The organism is Lysinibacillus sp. K60 (assembly GCF_019731275.1).
In the GTDB taxonomy this organism is placed as follows: Bacteria; Bacillota; Bacilli; order Bacillales_A; family Planococcaceae; genus Lysinibacillus; species Lysinibacillus capsici.
Genome location: NZ_JAASJR010000002.1, coordinates 685,225 through 704,253 on the forward strand (window position 1 = coordinate 685,225; position 19,029 = coordinate 704,253).

At 34.5% G+C, this 19,029-nt stretch carries 14 protein-coding genes and 2 pseudogenes; 9 read left to right on the plus strand and 7 right to left on the minus strand.

Translation table 11 applies throughout. The features are described 5' to 3' along the window. The first annotated feature begins 361 nt into the window (after positions 1-361). The 3 genes and pseudogenes from HCH28_RS07210 (at position 362) to HCH28_RS07215 (ending at position 6,717) form a co-directional block, all read left to right on the plus strand. The gene (locus tag HCH28_RS07210; protein ID WP_221680394.1) at positions 362-4,495 is read left to right on the plus strand and encodes a chitobiase/beta-hexosaminidase C-terminal domain-containing protein; all 4,134 of its coding nucleotides are present in this window, start codon (positions 362-364) and stop codon (positions 4,493-4,495) included. A gap of 1,022 nt (positions 4,496-5,517) precedes the next feature. Next, positions 5,518-5,894: pseudogene (locus HCH28_RS24970) on the plus strand (tyrosine-type recombinase/integrase); the annotation flags it as partial. Between the two features lie 370 nt (positions 5,895-6,264). Then, positions 6,265-6,717, plus strand: a pseudogene (locus HCH28_RS07215) (NUDIX hydrolase). 336 nt (positions 6,718-7,053) lie between these two features. Here the strand turns inward: HCH28_RS07215 and HCH28_RS07220 are convergent. Continuing rightward, positions 7,054-7,491: a DUF3021 domain-containing protein gene (locus HCH28_RS07220; RefSeq protein WP_221680395.1), complete on the minus strand. Its 438-nt coding sequence runs from the start codon at positions 7,489-7,491 to the stop codon at positions 7,054-7,056. 4 nt (positions 7,492-7,495) lie between these two features. Then, entirely contained in the window at positions 7,496-7,936 is a 441-nt protein-coding gene (locus tag HCH28_RS07225; protein WP_036223011.1) for a LytTR family DNA-binding domain-containing protein, read from the minus strand. Between the two features lie 180 nt (positions 7,937-8,116). Here HCH28_RS07225 and HCH28_RS07230 point away from each other — a divergent pair, with 180 nt between their 5' ends. After that, a complete protein-coding gene (locus HCH28_RS07230; RefSeq protein ID WP_221680397.1) occupies positions 8,117-8,752 on the plus strand; it encodes a CPBP family intramembrane glutamic endopeptidase in 636 nt (211 codons plus the stop codon). A gap of 1,310 nt (positions 8,753-10,062) precedes the next feature. Here the strand turns inward: HCH28_RS07230 and speD are convergent. The 3 genes from speD to HCH28_RS07245 form a co-directional block, all read right to left on the minus strand. Further along, complete coding sequence (speD, locus tag HCH28_RS07235) at positions 10,063-11,568, minus strand: adenosylmethionine decarboxylase (protein WP_221680398.1); 1,506 nt, start codon at positions 11,566-11,568, stop codon at positions 10,063-10,065. Positions 11,569-12,287: 719 nt separating this feature from the next. Beyond that, the gene (locus HCH28_RS07240) at positions 12,288-13,520 is read right to left on the minus strand and encodes an MFS transporter (protein ID WP_221680399.1); all 1,233 of its coding nucleotides are present in this window, start codon (positions 13,518-13,520) and stop codon (positions 12,288-12,290) included. A gap of 73 nt (positions 13,521-13,593) precedes the next feature. After that, entirely contained in the window at positions 13,594-14,223 is a 630-nt protein-coding gene (locus HCH28_RS07245; RefSeq protein WP_221680400.1) for a LysE family translocator, read from the minus strand. A 159-nt stretch (positions 14,224-14,382) separates the two neighbouring features. Here HCH28_RS07245 and HCH28_RS07250 point away from each other — a divergent pair, with 159 nt between their 5' ends. Together HCH28_RS07250 and HCH28_RS24975 are read left to right on the plus strand one after the other, a co-directional pair. After that, the gene (locus HCH28_RS07250) at positions 14,383-15,063 is read left to right on the plus strand and encodes a TraR/DksA C4-type zinc finger protein (protein ID WP_221680401.1); all 681 of its coding nucleotides are present in this window, start codon (positions 14,383-14,385) and stop codon (positions 15,061-15,063) included. A 915-nt stretch (positions 15,064-15,978) separates the two neighbouring features. Further along, positions 15,979-16,110: a hypothetical protein gene (locus tag HCH28_RS24975; protein WP_255600859.1), complete on the plus strand. Its 132-nt coding sequence runs from the start codon at positions 15,979-15,981 to the stop codon at positions 16,108-16,110. A 79-nt stretch (positions 16,111-16,189) separates the two neighbouring features. On the opposite strand, the gene HCH28_RS07255 is transcribed toward HCH28_RS24975, so the two are convergent. Further along, positions 16,190-16,390 (minus strand): hypothetical protein, encoded by a 201-nt coding sequence (locus tag HCH28_RS07255; RefSeq protein WP_221680402.1) that lies wholly within the window; start codon positions 16,388-16,390, stop codon positions 16,190-16,192. Between the two features lie 210 nt (positions 16,391-16,600). Between HCH28_RS07255 and HCH28_RS07260 the strand changes: the two genes are divergently transcribed. The 3 genes from HCH28_RS07260 (at position 16,601) to HCH28_RS07270 (ending at position 17,705) form a co-directional block, all read left to right on the plus strand. Next, complete coding sequence (locus tag HCH28_RS07260) at positions 16,601-16,828, plus strand: hypothetical protein (protein WP_255600861.1); 228 nt, start codon at positions 16,601-16,603, stop codon at positions 16,826-16,828. An 89-nt stretch (positions 16,829-16,917) separates the two neighbouring features. Further along, positions 16,918-17,154 carry a DUF3953 domain-containing protein gene (locus tag HCH28_RS07265; RefSeq protein WP_221680403.1) on the plus strand — a complete coding sequence of 79 codons (237 nt, stop codon included), beginning with the start codon at positions 16,918-16,920 and terminating at the stop codon, positions 17,152-17,154. A gap of 365 nt (positions 17,155-17,519) precedes the next feature. Further along, complete coding sequence (locus HCH28_RS07270) at positions 17,520-17,705, plus strand: hypothetical protein (RefSeq protein WP_221680404.1); 186 nt, start codon at positions 17,520-17,522, stop codon at positions 17,703-17,705. 518 nt (positions 17,706-18,223) lie between these two features. Here the strand turns inward: HCH28_RS07270 and catA are convergent. Next, positions 18,224-18,874, minus strand: a complete 651-nt coding sequence (gene catA, locus HCH28_RS07275; RefSeq protein ID WP_221680405.1) for a type A chloramphenicol O-acetyltransferase — start codon at positions 18,872-18,874, stop codon at positions 18,224-18,226. Between the last annotated feature and the right edge of the window lie 155 nt (positions 18,875-19,029).

Here is a 19,029-nt window from a genome sequence, read left to right on the forward strand (position 1 = left end):
TGAGTAAATGTATTTAAATGCATTAACAGCTTCAGCGGTAGTAGTAGCACCGATTACAAGGATGTACTGCGCTCGCCATAAGCTTATAAAAAGATTAATAATTTAATGATCGTCCATGATGGTAAATTTAAACTCGAAAAAATCTAATCATCTGTATGTTGGAGAAGCTTTAAATACGAATTTCTTTAATGCCATCTGGTAGTACAGGTACTATTTAGGGGGATTTAATCATTTATGCGCCAAATGTACCCTCTCTTTAAATGGGTTAACTGTTGAAGGGAATACAGTAATTGAATAATAACTTCCATGTAAAACCTAAGGAAAAGATTATTTTAGATTAAAATCATAAGGAGCTGAGCGAATGAAGAAATATGAATGTAATGTCGTTACTAAAATAGCGTTATCATTTTTACTTGTAATGTCTATGATTTCACCTTATTTCACAGTTGTAAAGGCCGAAACCACAGAAGCTATTGGTGTGGGGGAAGCGGTCAATCAATTTGTTCCTACTTCAGTTATTAGTAATGTTACTGTAGAAGGATATATAGTAGGGTTTGTCAAAAGTGAAACTTCTTATTCTGTGATAGCAGATAGTGATACAAATATTGCCATTGCCGATTCACCAGATGAAACTGATGTCACGAAAATGCTATATATTCAATTACCAAGCTCCTATAGAGCCAATTTCGGATTATTTACTAACCCAAGTAATCTTGGGAAAAAAGTTAGAATAACAGGTTCACTGGAAAAATATTTTGGCAACCATGCAGGGCTAAAATCGCCAACTTCAATGGACTTTGTTGGGGACGATACAACTGAACCAACTATTCCTTCAGTGAATGAAGTAACCATTGCCGAAGCTCGTGCAGCTGTTGGAACAGACAGCACAGTAAAAATTCAAGGGACGGTTACGACAACACCTGGTAGCTGGGGAGGCAAGGCCTTCTATGTACAAGATGAGACAGCAGGGGTATATGTCTTTTCAAGTTCTGCAGAAGCAGGGAGCTTAGCTGTTGGGGATATTGTCAGCATCACAGGAAAAACAAGTTTATATAGTGGAGAAGTTCAATTTAATTCGCCAACAATTGAACGGATTTCTACAGGGGCATCACCTGCACCGCAGACAGTAAATTTACCGATTGCAGATGATAGCACACAAGGTAGATTAATCACACTTGAAAATGTGAAGATTAAAGATTTAGCGCCATCTGGTACGTATGGTACATTTGAATTTAAAGCAGTCGATGCAGCAAATAACGAACTGTTAATTCGCCATGATAACCGCACAGGCTATCAGTTTTCACAGTTTGAAGCAGATGGCTTCAATAACAATGATGTCATTAATGTGACAGGAGTTGCTTCAATTTTTAACGGGGTTTATCAACTCAAAACATTAAGTACAGAAAGCTTCCAATTGGTACTAAACTATGAGCCAACACAAGTAGAGAAAGTTAAGGCTTTACCAGCAACAGGCGAAGTTTATGCAGGAACAAAAGTAACACTGTCTACAAATACCCCAAATGCAACCATCTATTACACAATCGATGGTTCTGAACCGTCATTAGCTAGTGAGGTTTATGATGCAGCAGCGGGGATTATTGTAAATGAAGCCATGACTATAAAAGCATTTGCTACCGCAACAGGTCTAGACGATAGTGACATTGCATCCTTTAATTATACAGTTAAAGAAGAGCCAACCGTTATATCCATTACTGAAGCTCGTAATAAAGAAATCGGGCAAATTGTTATCGTATCAGGGATCGTGACAGCCAAATTAGAAACAGCTACAGCGCACATTCAAGATGAAGATGGTGCGGCGATAGCCATTTATCCTGTGGATAGTCTTGCCGCAAATGTCGGTGATCGGGTGACGGTGCAAGGACGCGTAGATGAATATAGCGGTCTAAAGCAATTAACGAATATTTCACTTGCCGGTATGCCTGTTCCTTCGACAATACCAGAGCCACATCTTATTAAAAGTAATGAGGTCGCAGAAGACAATGAATCGAAACTAGTTACACTTAAAAATGTTACCATTACTGGTTCGGGTCAAAACTTTACAGGTACTGATGAAGTAGGCCCATTTGCTATTTACGATAAAACACGAGACTCTGGTTTAGTGAGTGGAAAAACGTATGGGGAAATTACAGGAATTGTTGGTCAGTATACAAACCACCAATTGCTCCCACTTCGCGTTATTGAAGATGTAACAAAGGTGCAGGATATCAAAGCTTCTCACGTAGGGGGCGTAACAGCTGGCACGAAAGTCTCCCTTTCTACAATGACTGAAGGAGCTACGATTTATTACACAGTGGATGGCTCAACGCCAACAACAGCTAGTGCAAAGTATACAGAGGAAATCCTTGTTAATAAACCAATGACGCTTAAAGCGATTGCAGTGAAAGAAGGTTTAACGAACAGTGCAATTGCTACATTTGTTTATGAAATTATTGATACTAAAAATGCCAAGATTAGCGATATTCAAGGGGCAAGCCATAAATCACCATATGTCGATTTAACAGTAAATGATGTGGAGGGAATTGTAACCTTCGTTTTAAATTCAACTAGCTTTATTATGCAAGAAAACGAGTCGTCATTTGATGGCGTAAAATCAACTGCTATCAAAGTAAATAAGACAGGACATAATGTAGCAGTAGGGGATGTTATTAACGTATCAGGAAATGTAATAGAAGCTGGTGGCAACTCTCGATTGACAGATACACAAATTGCAGCAACAAATATTACAAAAACAGGTACAGCAGGAATTCCAGAAGCCCTTGTGATAGGGGAGGATCTGTTACCACCAAAAAAAATTATTGATAATGATAGTTTTGCAATTTTTGACCCACAAGAAGATGGCATCGATTTTTGGGAATCTATTGAGTATATGCTGGTATCATTCCCAGATGCGAGAGTGATAGGACCGATTTATAATAACGATTCGCCAATTGTTGTACCGAGCACAACAAATAATACATTTAATGTGAATGGCGGTTTAAATATAGCGGCCGATGATTATAACCCAGAAAAAATTATGCTTGAAGGGGTAGCTGGTAAAAATTATGATTCAGGTGATCGTTTTAATGATGCCCTTATCGGATTTGTAGAAAATTTTACAGATGGCTATCGACTGAACACAAATAAAGTCTTCCCAGAATTAACAAAAGGGAATCTTCAGCAAGAGGTGACGCATCTTGAACCAGTAGCGGACAAGTTAAATGTCGCTTCCTATAATATCGAAAACTTTTCAAATAATCCTGCCAATACATCAAACGAAAAAGTAGCCAGAATAGCAGCGACATTTGTGAATAATATGAAATCACCAGATATTATTACATTGGTCGAAGTTCAAGATAATGATGGACAAACTGATTCAGGAAATGCGGATGCATCGGAAAGCTACATGCGATTAATTCAAGCAATTAAAGCTGCGGGTGGTCCTGCTTATGATTGGATTGATGTCATGCCAATTAACAATACAGTAGGTGGTGCACCTGGCGGTAATATTCGTGTGGGCTATCTATATAATCCAGATCGTGTTTCATTAGTGTCAGGTATAAAAGGGATGGGTGACCAAACCAATACGTGGACAGCAGATGGAAGCCTTACTTTAAATCCTGGCTTTGTTGATCCATCAAAATTTGTAGATACACGAAAACCAATTGCAGCCGAATTTGAATTTCAGAAAGAACGTGTAGTGATTATCGGAGCTCATCTAAATTCTAAAGGTGGGGATGGTTCACTTTGGGGACCAACTCAGCCACCAGTGCTAGAATCAGTTAAGAAACGTATTCAACTTGCTCAAGCCATCAATGATTTTATGGATGAAGGACTTGCTATTAATCCAGATTTAAATATCATTGTAGCAGGGGACATGAACGACTTTGAATTCACACCAGCTCTTCAAACGTTAAAAGGTGATGTTTTAACGAATATGATAGATAAAGCCCCAGAGCAAGATCGTTTTACGTACTTCTTCCAAGGAAACAATCAAGTGTTGGATCATATTTTAGTTTCAAATAATCTTGCTGATGTTACAGAAATTGACTTGATTCATATAAATGCGAACTTTACAGAAGCACAAGGCCGTGCATCAGATCATGACCCAGTATTAGTTCAAATTGATTTGAAGGCAGACAATGAGGAAATACCCACACCAATAACACCTGAAAATGTATACAACTATGATAACTACAAAACAGGTAAATTAATAATGAATCGCCCAAGCATTTCGCTATCGTTAGGGAAAAATACGAAAATTAAAAATGGAATTGCAGTATTTAGTCAATATGCTGAATTCCATGGGGAAGGATTTGCAGATAAAACAGTAACGATTAGTCCCAAAAAAGGAAATGCGATTATTGACTTTAAAGGTACGAAAATTGGTGAAATTATTATCGAAGGAAAAAATATAAAAGAAATACGAAATTTACCTGATGGAGCGACCATTACGTATACTAAAGGGGCTTCGGCAGAGGAAATTGAGTTTAAGTAGAATCTAAAAAACAACCCAGCACTAATCTATATTGGATTTGGTGCTGGGTTGTTTGCTAATTACCTGTAACACTGAAAAGTTGTTGAATAATAAAAAATAACCAAGTGTTTATATGAATACTTGGTTATTTTTTTACTTTTTATAAAGCCCAAATTAGGAAATAAAAATTTTAAACCGATAATTAAACTAACGAACCCTGAAATCTTTAATGTTATATTTGTAGATGTCTCTCCATTCTCAGTGATATTCATTAGTAAACTGCCAAAGGAAATAAAAATAAATCCAATAAAACCAGAAATATATTTCAATTTATCATCCCCTTATTTAAATAAGCACTAATTTTTACTCCACTCAAAAAGCAGTTTCTTTAAACAAAGAGTAGCATCCAACCTTTCTTTCAATACAATTATTTCAGTTGGAGTGAGGGACTCATTGTATGTATAAGAGTAATTACTCATGCTTACTGTATAAAACTATTTAAAAGTGTACCCCACTTAAAAGTATTTATAGAAGTTTAGATGGTAGTAAATATCATGTTAGAAAAATCGCTATTTATATTAACTATCAAGAAAAGCATCCCTCTATTTTTCACCCTTCCAATTTCCTTAGAGCAAAAACCCGACTGAATCATACTTTTGTGCAGATGAAAGAAGGGACTATGGCAAACGAAAAAAGCATCGCAACGAAGCAATGCTAAGTACGTGGGGTTTTTGACAACTTTACTACATAAAAAACAAAGCCTATAAATCCACAAATAAAGAAAATATATGCTACTAATATGGACATTGCTTCTAAGTTGTTAGTGAATATCCTATATCCTCCTAAAGTAAATAAAGCCAAACTGCCAACCGAACTAAGTAATATTCTATTTTTGTCAGTCAACACACACACCTCCAAATAATGGTATGTATATATATTAACATAAAATTTATTTTTAGTTAACATATTATGTTTTCATTGGTGAGTGTCATAAAGTTCAATATATGATCATATATTCTCTTTTTTAATACATATTAGATTTATTAACTGGCACAGTTATAGCAAACTTTTATGACTATTTATTTCGAAATGAAGAAGTACAAAATGACATAATGGAAAAGTTAATGAAACAAGTGTTCACTGGAGGTAACAAACATTACAAAAGCTTCTTACACTATATTACTAAAGATAAGCCCTCCACAAGAAACGTACTTAATTTAAATGAACCACGTAAAAAAGTAAATACACTAAGGAAGGAACAAGCACAACAAGCAACTAAGAATATCCGAGATAAGTTCCTGATTCAATTGTTATATGAAACGGGATTTCGTATTGGAGAAGGTCTCGCTCTTTTCATGGAGGATTTCATTTTGATCATGGCAAGGGACATCGAATTCGTTTCGTGCTTTTTGGACGGGTTTATTAGCATTGTTTGTTGTTACTTAGTTCTACTTAGTTGGTGACTTAATTATAAAAATAGTTCTTCCAATGGCTTTATCAATTATATATCTTGTTGATTTAGTTTTTCGTTTTTAAAAAATAAAACGTATGAAAGTAGAGCTTTAAATTTGTTTGTTTATGCATGTCATTTAACAATAACGTTCCCAAATGAAAGTTTGAAAAGAGACCGAAACCCTTAACAATCGGGTGCGATTCTGTAACAAGGATCAGCGTTCGTTTTCATTAAAAGGCCAGATCGTTAAATATCTGATCAATCTTTTAATTGGATTTTTATGTTAAAATTAATAATTAACAATTAGATTAAAATATATATGATGTTGGAAGAAACCATGGGATACATTATGGATTTAAGAAATTTAGTGGGCAGTCGTCCTCTAATTATGGCTGGTGCATGTGTAATTCTTGTAAATAGTAAATAGGAATTACTGCTACAACTTCGTAAGGACAATAATTGTTGGGGATTGGCTGGTGGTTCCATGGAGGTCGGGGAAGCATTAGAACAAGTAGCCAAAAGAGAATTATTAGAAGCGACGGGTTTGCTTGCAAATGATTTGACCTTGTTCAATGTTTTTTCTGGACAAGAATTCTGCTATAAATGTCCTCATGGTGATGAGGTACATAATGTAGTAGCAGCTTATTTTTGTAGAGATTATAAAGGGACATTAAAAAGAGAAGAAAATGAAGTTGAAGCCTTAAAATTCTTTAATATGACTGACCTTCCTTCGAATATCAGTCCACCAGATTTACCAATCGTTAATGAATATTTACATAAGTTTTTATAAAGCAAACGGGCGCATTTCTATAGTAAGGAATACGTCTTTCTTGATCTAAGGGCCAGATTGTTGAGGAACATTTTCAACGGAATTTGATATTGTTGTTAAAATTCAGAGTGAGATTGTGAAGTTTCTCACTTAAACTAACGGTCAGGTTAGTTGAATAATCTTCGGCTCATACAGTTATAGCTGTATGACCGAAGATTAGTAGAGAATAAAGATGGAGGCTGTTTAATTTAAGTCGTTTGAAAATGAATGGAAATATCCGGAAAGGGAGGCTTGAATACAAAAGAATCTTGTTATGTTGATTAGCCTCTTTAAATAATGAATTTCTATCAAAGAAATCTATTGATTATTACTACTGTCTGTATGAACAATGATTTTCTGCTTCATTTTTTTTACTTCCGATTGACTATAAAAATAAAATAACAGCCAAACTAGTGCAAAAATTAATACATTAAATAGTAACAATAGAATCGTTAGTTTTATCGAAAATGTTGGAAGCCATTTTAAAGAAAAGGCGACAGCTATAAAGGTCCCTATAGCGATAAAAAAATGACAAGCACTTTGTTGTAAAAATGTTAAACGTTCTGTTCTATAGAGGTATGAAGGTAGTATACAGGCAATGCCAACAGTAACTGATCCGATAACTTGTTGTGGAAAATTAGATATAACAGCTTCTAAAAACAAATCCCCTTTCAACCAATATCCAATAAGATTTACAAAAACAAAAACTGTACAGCCCATACTTATTCCGAACCATAAATTCTTGAAAAAGTTCATGTACTTATACCCCCAAGCGCTCTTTAAATGATTTTTTATAATTGCGTGAAATGACTTCTTTTATTCCTAAAGTAAGCTCGATTTCCATTGTGCCATTAAAGGAAGCTTCAATATTTCTGATTTTTCTAGGATTAATGATGGCAGATTTAGAAATCCGAATAAATCCTTCTCCTAGTTGCTGCTCTAACTCATACAAAGGCTTATTCATAAGTACACGATTACCATCGTCGCTATATAGTACTAAATCTTTGCCTTCCGTCCTAATAGCTATTACAGAATTAGGCTCGATAATATGTACTTTATTGTTAGCGGTCCCTGTTAAAATTTGTTGTTCTTTTTGTTGTAAGAGTGAGATTGCAGCCTGTATAGTTGGCGTTAATTCAGAAACGCAGATTGTTATGTAGGGTTCGTCAATTTGTGGATCAATTTTTATGTCTATCTTCATCTCTATCACCTCTCTATAAAAATATACCATAAATTACAAATTGAAAAATGCAGGTTGTCTTTCATAAAAAGCATTTCACCTTTCAATAAAGACATGTTACATGTAGCGTATTGTTGCTAAACTTTGATGTCGTTATATTAAGCCTTAGAAACATAAATTTAATTTAAGGGGACAGTTAATATGAACGAGATCACAACGCTAAAAGAGCGAAGAAAGGCAGGATGGATATTAGCAAGCATATCAAGTATGCTTTCATTAAGTGTTATTTATTGGTATGTAACTAATCCTAAAAAATTTGTTGAGAATGGGTTGGGGTTGGGCAATTCACTGGAACTGCACCTGAACTTACCTATGTGGTTTTTCACTGCATTCATTGTAATCGGGTATATTTCCTATACAATGTCTGCAATACCTTTAGTAAAAAGCAATTTGTTTACATTTTCTTGGCTAAAATTGATTGGTATATGGGCTGCTATTGTAAGTGGGATAGTTGAAGAAGTCGTATTTAGACATTTGCTCATGGAGTATGTATTATCTATTGGATTTTCAAATCTTTCACAAGTAACAATCTCAGGAATTGCGTTTGGAATTGCTCATGGCACATGGGTGTTATTGCGAGGAGAGATGAAAATTGCGCTTCCAGCAATTCTTTCAACGACAATCTTAGGTTGTCTACTTGCGATGCTCTATATTTATACTGGAAGGAGCACCTTTGCACCAATTGTAGCCCATATTCTAATCAATATGGTAATAGAGCCATGGTTGATGCTAGCTGCCATTTCAGGGAAATGGCAGCTAAATAAAAAACGATGGTAATAATTAGGGATGATGGTGTAATTTAGCCTCTCGATATTAAATGATTTTATGGGAAAAGGCTATATAATTTACCTCTGTTAGCAAATTTGAAGTTTTTTCAGGATCTATGAGGTTCAGCCGTTTAATCTAAGCTCTTCAATTCCCATAAAAAAACGGAGTAATCTTTCATTTTATGTGATGAAGCGTCGATTTTACCCGACGTGGATGGCTAACGGAGTGATTTATTTCAACAAGCTATAAGCGATTTTAGGAATAAGCCCATATTTTAGTTAGTCCATTAAATGGTGCTTTCCTAGAAACATGGAAAGTGCCTTTTATATTAATTAGAGTTCAAAATTATCACTATTTTTTAGGTTGTTGAATATCCTTGTATGAAAAAATCTTTCATTGAACATAATAGAATTTAGAATTAATAGATTTATAGATGGGAGAGTGAAAGACACATGTTATCATCCGAAGTATGGAAAAGGTACCAACAGGATAAAAAAATCGAGGGATATTCATCGCTTACATTATAAACATATTGTTTTCAATACAATCTATTATTACGATTTTTGGTGATATTGATATGAACGAAATTAATATAGATAGATTAAAAGAATATTTATTACTTTCAGGAGACCACTTAAAGCCTTCTAGCTTAAGATATAGGGTTCGTTGTGTTAAATCATTATTTAGATGGTCACAAGATTGGAGAAGCCTCAAACAAATTAGAATTAATTAGCAAAGGAGGTGTAATAACTGTAAAATAAAAACTTACAATCTGTGTGGTTAAAAATAATGTTAAGACGAGAACTTGAACAACAGGGATCACATTTATCTACTGGGATTGATATTTGTGAGAGCCATTCTATCTGTCGTTATATAAAAAAACAATTGCAATTGTTGAATTAAAAAGTTGAAAAAAATCAATAAAAGGCGGTCAGGTATTTGAATTCAAATAATATAAAGTAAGGGCCATATTGTGGAATAAAGGATGTACAGTTTATACCTGAAGAAAATCAAGAAGATAGAGTAGGATTCCTTTATGCTATTACCCTTTATGAAGATGAACAAATGAACTTTTATATTTACTGAAAATGAAGTAACTAATTTTTACTCCTATACAGAGCCTGATATTTATCCAATAGTTGATAGCTTTTATAAAAATCTTAAAGTTGAAGAAGAATAAGTATATCCTTGTGCAACTAATGATGGCTTTTGTTGAAGATTTGAATACTGAAATAAATTAAAATGGCTTGATTCTTTTAGTGAATCAAGCCATTTTCTTTGTCGAAAAAAGTAACAATACATATACTAATTGGGGTAATCTATTTACCTCGATTTACGTAATGTTGTGTGGTATTTCCTGCATTAAATTGATCAGTAATATATTGTACAGCCTCTTGTAGCGCTAATTTACTGTTACAAGTGAAGACATCTATTGCAGCATAGCCGTACTCTGGCCACGTATGAATCGTTAAATGTGATTCTTGTATAATGACTACACCGCTAACCCCGTAAGGTGAAAAATGATGGAAATGTTCGGTCACAATTGTTGCTTTTGCTTTATGGGCAGCTTGACACATAATCTTTTTAATGTGTTGTACGTCATTGAGCAATGCATCATTGCAATCATACAACTCTAATAAAATATGATGCCCTAATGCGTGCTGGGATTGTGATTTTTTTACTGTTCGCTTAATTTGTGAAAACTTGTTATTTTTGCAATTTGGACAACCACTGGATTGAAGCTGTGTAATCGTAGTGTATTTGTTGCCAGTGCCTACTGTATGGGAGTTCTTACAATGATTACACTGATAAACAACAGATTTCTTCTCAACCTCTCCTGTGTAAATTGGTCGCGTAAATTTACGCTGATTAGGAATATAAGGAATCATTTGCTCTGTAGTTTGTAATACGAATAATTGACTTGTAGCACCTAAAATCTGCGCACCTTCATAGTTGTTTATGTCGTAATGAATATTATTAATCACAAAGCCCATAGCATATAAGCTTTGCTGTAGCTCCCAATGCTTTTGATAGCTACGTTTGGCATAGGAAAAAAACACATGCCGCATTGCTTCTGGCTTTAGTGCATTAATTGCACGTGATAAAAAGAGCTGTGCGCCAATCAAGGTATACGGTGTATCTGTATAAACGCAATCAAACTGGTCAGCATATGTTTCGGGCAAAGGCTCATGAACGTTATAATAATCTGTTGTAATCGAAAGCTCATAGTCTTTAGCTATTTTACTAATAGTACTTAAAATTCGTCTATCAATATCTAATACAACAATTTTAGTTGCAGAGTGTGGAGCGATTTTCTTTATTAAAAATGCTAATGCAATACTGATGAAATCATCATCGCCTAAACACAAAATACGCTTATTGAGTAGCATCGTATAGTCTAGTGCCAGCAATGCACGTTTTAAGGCAGTCTCAACTGTACATTTTGCTTGATCAATTGTCACGTCAGCTATAGGTCTAGCCTCATAAATAGTGCTTATTTCGCTTATATTTTGTGAAATCCATTCTATTCGAAATGCATCATCTGTCGTTAATTGTAGGTAGAGTTCAGCATCGGCACCTGAGAGTTGGAAATATTGCATAACGGCTAGCTGGCCTTTTTTCGTTAAGCTATGTTTACCCCAACCTTGTTTGGCAAATTCTTTCTTCATAGCTGAAACGATAGGTATTGGTAAGGCTGTCATATAAGCTAAAGATTTAGTTGTACAATTATTATGGAAATATAAAGTAAGTAGAGCTTTCTCTAATGTATGGTAATGTTCTTCAAGCTGCATATCAGCTGTAATTTGTTGTAATAGTTTTTGCATTGTAGATTCGTCCTCTCAATTTTAATAAGTAAAAAATTAAAATTGTCTAAATCAACGAACAGAAAAAGCGCGACTAAAATTAGTCGCGCTAAAGGTTTATAATAGCCTACTAATTCTAATCTTGCTTTTTTTTGCACAACAAATAACACCCATATAAGGTGGTTTTGTTCAACAAAATTTAGCTATAACGTTGATTTAGATTAGAATTCTACAGTAACAAAAAGTTCACCCTTTAATAAAATATTACTTCAACTATAAAATAGACATAGTAATTTCGCAAGTTATATTTTTCGCTACCCCTTATTCAACAATGGCTGCGATTGTGGAAGAAGCGGCGCTGTTCTTATTAAACTAACGGAGTGCTTAAGTTGAACAAGAAAGGGCATAACATATTAGTCATATAAAATATGTTTTACCCTTTAATTTATTTGACTTTTCTCAATTTAGGTCTTGATAAGGGGAGATAGATTTACAATTTCGGATATGCATGGGGATAGAGAGGTTGAAGTAGTTCATAGATTGCTTGATACGATAGCATACATGCTATTGGAAACCTCATGAAATTATCCAGTATGACAACAAATGATGAAGTAGCCGAGTGACTACTTCTAATAAGAGTATTTTTAAGAGGAATTAATTTATTTAGTATGAGATCTGGATAAAATTAAGTACTTTCAAATAAGGTCTTACAGTCTAAAAATCTGTCAGGTCCTTATTTTTTATGCCATTTCATTGTTTTTTTCAATATCTTCTACTTTGATAAATTTCAAGACAACAAACAAAAGAATAAATCCTAATACACCTGCCGTAATATAGCTGGCATTGAGATAATTTTTCATGACAAGTGACATAACAGGAGGGCCTGCTGCAACGCCTATAAATCGTGCTGAGCTATAAAAAGAGGATACGGTTCCCCTTAACTCTTTTCTAATATTGTCAGTAATAATTGTGTCAAGTGCAGGCAATAGTGCACCAATAGCAATCCCCACTACACTCGTGACGACTAATAAAAGAATCAGTTTTTTGCTTGTAAACCCAACAAAGATAATACTAACAGACATGGCAATCAAGGAGGCAATGATAATTTTTTTAATCCTACCTAAGTTTCCTTTAATTTTTCGACCAGATATAAATGAAGCTATACAAAGTAATAAAAGTGGGATGGCAAGGACAAACCCTTTTTTAATCCCTTTTATATCATGAACTTTTTCGAGGTTTTCTGACAAGAAAAATAGCATACTAAATAATATGAGCATCACAAGGACCCCGTTAAGGAATACGGTATATAGCCATTTTCCTTCCTCCTTGAAAACTTTTTTTGTATTACGTAAAAACTCTTTGAGCTTCAATGGTTCATCATCATCTTTAGGCGCTTTAACAAAGAAAAAAATAAGTACAATCGAAATCAGACTAAGCGCTGAAATAGAAAAGAAGGGCAGGAACCATAAAAATGCAGCAAATATTGATCCTAAAATGGGACTTAACACTTTCCCAAACGTGTTAGACGTTTCAATTATCCCTAATGTAGAACTTATTTTTTCATCATCATCCTGGTAAAGGTCACCTACAAGAGGCAATACGATCGGCATTGCACCAGCGGCCCCAATTCCCTGAATAATTCTTCCGGCGATAATCATTGCGTATGGGTCATCCATTTTCCAGGAAGCAAATCCAGCAATCAGACCACCGATTAAAGCTAAAATTAAGCTTGGTAATATGACTATTCTTCTGCCGAAGCGGTCCGAAAAATAGCCAGCTACTGGGATCAGAAAAATAGCTGCGACTGAATAGCTTGTTATGATCATGCTCGACTGAAATGATGTGATCCCTACCTTATCCTCCAGAATAGGGAGCACGGGAATAAGCATTGAATTTCCAAGTGTCATGATGAGCGGAATTGAAGTCAAACTTACAATGCACCAGACACTTACATTAACCTTCTCTTGGTCCATTACCACACCTCGACTAATATTCTTTGAAAGGTATGGTTTCCTTTCGTGTTTATTTTATGCGCTGTTGGTGGGTTTATTGGAATAAGACTTGGTAAGCCTGCTTCCCAAAGTAAATCCCGAAACCAATCATTAATAAGGCTGAGATAAAAGAGACCGTTTTCAAAAGCTGTGTAGATAATAATTTTCGAGCAACACTGGATAAAAAGGCATAAATAAAATCTACAAGAATAATGCCCATCAAAATGGCGATACTTACCAAAATGATTTCATACCCTGTTGAGATACCAGCTGTTTTTGCGAGTATGGAGCCGTATATTCCTAGCCAGAAAAGGATGGTTAGCGGATTCAAAAAAGACATGAAAAATCCAGTCATGAGGGATTGTCTCAGTCGTGTTCTTTTCCCTGTTTTCGAATCCATCTCAATTTTATGTAGCGACAGTAAATTTTCGATACCGGTGTATAAAAGAACAAAACAGCCAAAGGACCAAAGGATTGTTTTCAACCAGATGGAATTGATAAATTGGCCAATTCCAAAATATACGATAAACATATAGATAATGTCAGTCGCTATGGCTCCCAGACTAAAAAACCATGCATGAAAAAACCCATTTTTTAAACCTGTATTTAATAGAACAGTCTTAACAGGACCAATTGTTGCAGCCATTGATATGCCTAAAAAGATAAAGGTAAATATAGATCCCATAAAATAGCCTCCAATTATCAAATGTAATTGCATTTTATTCGAAGGCCATAACTTTTAGGACAATCTAAAAGGGCAAAGAAAACATGCTGGAATGAGGAAATCTTTAAAACAAATAATTCAATCAAATTCGTTCATAATAATGAAAAGGACGTGATGACAATGCTAAATGAGAAGAAGATATCAAAGCTAAAAAATATGTTAATTGAGCAAAAACACTCGCTCCAACGAAGAATGGATACAGATGATGAATATTTAGAACGAGATAGTTTACGGGATTCAGTTGATGAGTTGTCAACAGTCGATAATCATCCAGCAGATCTGGGTACCGAATTATACGAGCGTGAAAAAGATATGGCGTTAAAGGTCCATGACAATGATGAGTTAGCAAAAGTAAATACGGCCTTACAAAAGATTGAGGATGGTACCTATGGCGTATGTGAAGTTTGTCAACAAGATATCCCATATGATCGATTGGTGGCACTGCCTTATACCTCTTTTTGTATTGAACATACTGCAAAAGACGTTCCAACAGATCGACCAGTTGAAGAGCAAGTGATGCTTCCTCCAGTAGACAATTCTTTTGCTGGCCGAGATGACAAGGATGATATTCATGATTATGAAGATATGTTTCAAGTTGTAGCGAAATATGGAACTTCTGAAACACCTTCCGATTTTGAAGGGGATTTTGAAGATTATGATGAATTATATGAGGACCCTGAAGAAATTGCCGTTAATGACGAATGGGATTCATACCATATCTCTGAAACAGATGAACTAACACGCCAAGTTTCCATTCAGGAAGTAGAACACGCGAGAAAATTTGATTATTTAGAGGATTAAATGTGGGATTCAAAAAGATAGGCACAATTGTTATAAATGAGTGCTTTAATAAAATGTTTAGAACGAATGTAAAACTTGCAGCATGTTTTGTAATAAGAAAAATAGGATGTAAACTCGGAGGTAGGTCCTTTGGTATTTACAATAACCTCAATGTTAGGGAAAAACAGACCAACGACCGACCTACATCCAAAATAACGTGGTGTCGCTCTATCGCGAGTTGCAAGTGAGCTCTCCACAATAGGATTACCATAATATTTAAGCTTTCATCTTAGGATGGAGGCTTTTTCTTTTGCTTCGAAAACTGCACCAAACAGCCAAAACACTATGAGTTGACAGGGCAGAGTTTGGTTAAAAGTTGAATATTTTCGGCAATTGCCGTGAAGTCACGTGTGATTATGTTGACTACTAGAGATCGGTTTGCACTTGCGACCCTAGTAATAAGAGAAAAAAAGTAATTGATATGGGATTAAGGCAGTTAGAGCAACTTGAATAATATGCTGGACAAGGATTCCCAAGTAACTATAATTTCAGAAATTACGCAATCGGATCTAAATACCGAAAAAGGAGCAAATAAAGCGTGTCGGAAATAGTGTGTGTGCCTCCTGACTTGCCAGAGGCTGTTGTATGAGGGAATTTACCAGAAATGTGTGCTAGCAGCAATCGATATGCTGTGAATATATGAAAGAAAATGTGAAGGAGTAAATCAAATTAAAAAGTGTAAGAAGTGTGGGGGAAAAAGTGGTGGTTACAGGCGATATTATTGTGCTTGCAGATGGATATGAAATTGAGGAATTTAAGTGTAAGAAATGCGAAATCACTTCGAATTAGAAAGAATTTGTGCAGCAAGAAAAAAGGTGAAATTCTTGATTGCGGTAGTATCAGTCAATTTATATTCAAAAGATGCATTTGCCAGCGATGGATGATGAATTACTGGACGAAGCAATTGAAATTGTTCGTCATAGAAATGAAAAATTCAAAAGTGAACATTGTTACGTTCAACGGAATATTGACTATGTAAGTAAAGAAGAAATTGCCAGAAAAGATTGATAAAACCGTAGCAGAGATTAGTTGAAAAGAAAGAAACGAAAAAGGGTCACTAGGTTGGAAGTGACCCTAAACAGAAGTTTTATGTGAATTTTTTAGGATTAGCAACTTTGAGTGATGCAATCTCTCCGCAGTTTTTGCAAAAAGTCATAAGAATTGGTGAACCAAAAGCCATTTTTGAACCAATCGGTCTTATATTACCCGAACTACTATTACCACCAACTTGACCGCTTATAAAGGAATCCTTACCACAAGTCTTACAAACTAATTTATTATTTTCCATAATATCACCTCTTTATGTAATGTATGTAAATTATAGCATAAAAAACCTGAAATATTTCTCACGAATACAACAAACAACTGCACAAAACATATTACACAGTAACTAAAAAAAGCACAGCGTCATCACTCGCCACAGCTCAAATTGGTTTATGCCCTTTTAGGCTATTCAGATAAGTAATTATGACAAAGTTAAGAAAGAGGATTTACTTCAGTGGATTGTAAATTATCGTTGGATGGTGGAACAAACGAGGAAGCAAAGCAGCCAGTAGCAAAGGTAAATAACAATAGTTACATTGGGGTGAAAACGGCTATGTATGGGATTGAGGCAACATTACCAAAAGCTAGTGGTGGAATTAGTGATCCAGTGTATACAGTAGTACAATGCCGAGTGTATTCCCTTAATTATACACGTCCGGTCCATATTTTTTTAAGAGATTAGGTATCTTAATAAATTTAAAGCTTAAATATTTACAATCATTTCCATGACTTCTTTTTTGTTATATGATATTTAAAGAGGAGTGGAATATTATGCTTAACATTTTACAAATTGTTTTTGCTATCATTACTGTCTCTCTTTCAGTTTACCTACTTATAACACGTGATTACGATCTGACTTTTTTAATGGTATTCTTCTCAGGTTTATTCATGTTAACTAAAGGAATTGAAGCATTTCAGAGCGAGAGAAAAGTTTATGGTTGGTTATTAATCGGGCTATTTTTATTTGCGGTTTATTTATCAATGTATCAATTCACAGCTTTACTATGACCAACATTAAGGAATTGTAAATACCTTGATATTTAATCTTCCACTTTCAAGTAAAGTGACCATTTTTATCGATAATGTCTGCCTTAACTGGATTTTTTGTATCAGGCGTTTAAACATCGAGATAGCACAGAGTTTACAAGCTGGAGAAATCTATACAGACATGGCCATTAGAATCGAGAATGATATGGGATGGACTAGAAAGAAAGGAATTGTTGTTACCCGAGTAGAAGAAAAAATTTAATGGTGAGGTGTAGTAAGACCATATATAAATGATCATCTGTTGCTTCTTTCAAGGCTGTTCTTGCGATTATAAGTGAAAATAGTGTATTATAGCATTCATGTTGTAAACAAAAAGGACGGATGTAATGAAATATAATAAGACAATCATGCTAAAGCTTATAAATGAACATCGAGCATTGCATGATGAATTAAAAAAACTAAAATCTGAAATGGGTTTAGAGAAAAATTTCGCAGTAAAGGCATTGTATCATTCGTTCGTTGCAGAAGATGGTCCTTATATGAAAGAATATCAGGATTTAGAGCGATTATAATAAATCGTAGTGCCACTAACAAAATTGTTGGCAAGATGAATAATAATTTTTAGTGCAAGAATTGAATACTAAGCTTGTGATTGAGCCATTCATTTTGAGTGGCTTTTTATTCTGTCTTTTTACTGGCAGACGCTATAAAGAACGATAAGAAATACACTTTTGAACAGTTTAGGAATTATTACAGATCACTAAATTGGGCAAGCAGGAAAATACAAAAGAATAAGTACTTGAAATGTATGAAAATGAAAAGGGTAACCGCCTGAAGTTGAAAGGGAATTGGAAAACCTTAAAACAATGATTGGCTATGCGAAAACGCAGATACAAGGAGCATTGAACTCAATTGGTTAATGATCACTAGAAAGAAATTGTTCAGTAACTTGAGGGGACATAGGAGGAAAGCATATAGACAATAATCTGATACAAGGAATACAAAATAAGGCACATATACTACCTTGTTTTAGGAGTAGGTTAGTAAAAAACACCAACTAAAAGAAATTAGTCAGTGTTTCGTGTTTAATTTATACAAGAAACTCTAATTTATTTTCTACAAGAGTCTGAAATCTATCCATAAATAGTGCTGCATGGTAACCATCGCAGACAGAATGATGAACCTGCAAGGATAAAGGTAAATAAATATTACTAGTTTTATTGATAAACCTACCTGCAGTGATTATCGGCAAACAATAATTTGGGCTATTATTCACGTTTAAGTTAAAACCAGTAAAAGAAGTCCATGGAATCATAGAAATATTGACGACATTTTCAGGGATTGGTGTTTTAGGAAAAAGCTTTCCTATACCATTGAACTTCTCAGTATCAGAAATATAGTTCTCATAAAACTTTTTAAAACCTTCATCTGTATTTGTATAAATGGCTGAAAATAACTCTGATTTCTTATCAAAGATAGTATACATTGGGACTACCTTATCCCAGTATCCAAACTCTCCAGCAGAATTAAAGTTCATTCTAAAATGTTTATTTGAATTTGCTACATGAGTAATTAAAAAGATGAATACAGGATAGAATTTATATCCCTTATCTTTTGTAATTTTATAAAGTTTGGTAATATCAATAGTTCTGGTGATGCTAAAGCTCGTTTGTTGATTTAAAAAATGATTGAAAATTTCTTTTCGTTCCCAATTATTAATATCAATTTTATTGAATCTCATCTTATAAAGCCTCCTAAAATTTAAAATCTAGATAATTTTAGGAAGCTAATTTGACTGCTTTTTTCATCAGATCATTCCTTTTATTTTATATAAGTCAATCTTAACATATAATTACGGTTTCGATTATTAATTTAGATTTGCATAGCGAGTTTACT